The 1,255-nt window shown below is 62.8% G+C and carries 1 protein-coding gene; it reads right to left on the bottom strand.

The features are described from left to right. Positions 1–1,167 (bottom strand): IS21 family transposase (gene istA / locus ACSQ3I_RS28100; protein WP_436004476.1); only part of this gene is annotated, 1,167 nt, incomplete at its 3' end. Between the last annotated feature and the right edge of the window lie 88 nt (positions 1,168–1,255).

The following is a 1,255-nucleotide window of genomic DNA, read 5'->3' as shown; positions in this document are numbered from 1 at the left end:
GGTCGTGTGCTTGCCGTTGCCACTCGAGCGGCGGTGCGCGGCGATCCGCTCGCCCTTATGGAATATCTCGATCGTATTGGCGGTGATACGCGCCTCTACTTGCTCGCGGGCAAAGCGATAGGGAACGGAGTAATAATGCCGTTCGATCTCGACGTGGTAATCCAGCCCGGCACGCCGGATACGCCATTCGGCGAAGACATAGCGCTCGACAGGCAAGGGCCGCAGAACCGGACGATCGAGTTCCTCGAACAATTGACGCCGCGTGCGATTGACCCGACGCAAGACCCTGATGTCGTTGAGGTCACGGAGCAATTCCATGATCGCCGCATTGACCTCGGCGAGACTGTAAAAGACGCGATGGCGCAGCCGTCCCAACAGCCAGCGCTCGACGATACGAACCGCGGCCTCCACTTTCGCCTTGTCGCGCGGCCGCCGCGGCCGTGTCGGAAGAACGGCGCTCCCATAGTGCGCCGCCATGGCGCAATAGGTCCTGTTGACCTGGGGATCGAAGTGGCACGCCTTGATGATCGCCACCTTGGCATTGTCGGGCACAAGAAGTGCCGGTGAACCGCCGAAGAACTCCAGCGCCTGAACATGGCATTCGATCCAGTCCGAAAGCGTCTCGGTCCAGCGCGCCTGCGCGAACGAAAGGCTGGACGCTCCCAGGACCGCTACGAACAGGTGTGCCTGCCGCGTCTTGCCCGACAGCCGGTCGACAACGACCGTTACCGTGTCGCCGGCATAATCGACGAACAGCTTGTCGCCGCTCGCATGCTCCTGCCGCATCGTCACAGGCAGCTTCATCGCCCAGCCGCGGTAAAGGTCACAATACCGGCTGTAGCGATAGCCATCCGGATAACGGCCGATATATTCGTCCCAGAGAATTTGCAGCGTCACATGCTTGCGCTTGAGCTCGCGATGCACCTCAGCCCAGTCCGGCTCGGGGGCCCGGCGATGACCCGTCTTCGTCCCGGCCGCCTTGTAGAGCGCCGCTTCCAAAACGGCATCGCTCATGTCGTCGTCCAACGGCCACGAAAGCCCTGCAGCCGTCGCCCGCCGCAGCGTCTCGCGCACCGTCGACGGCGCTGCCCCGACCCGAACCGCAATCGATTTATGGCCCAGTCCTTGCTCGGCCCGATATCTCAGTATCTCGCGGACACGCCGCATCTCCAGTCTCTCCGCAGGCATCCCGTTCCTTCCCCATCACCATCGACGGAAGGAACTTCACACCGGCAGAACACCCACGCCACACCCC

It is taken from the genome of Rhizobium sp. LjRoot30 (genome assembly GCF_964253915.1).
GTDB lineage: Bacteria > Pseudomonadota > Alphaproteobacteria > Rhizobiales > Rhizobiaceae > Metarhizobium.
This window is presented reverse-complemented; position numbering and strand designations above follow the sequence as displayed.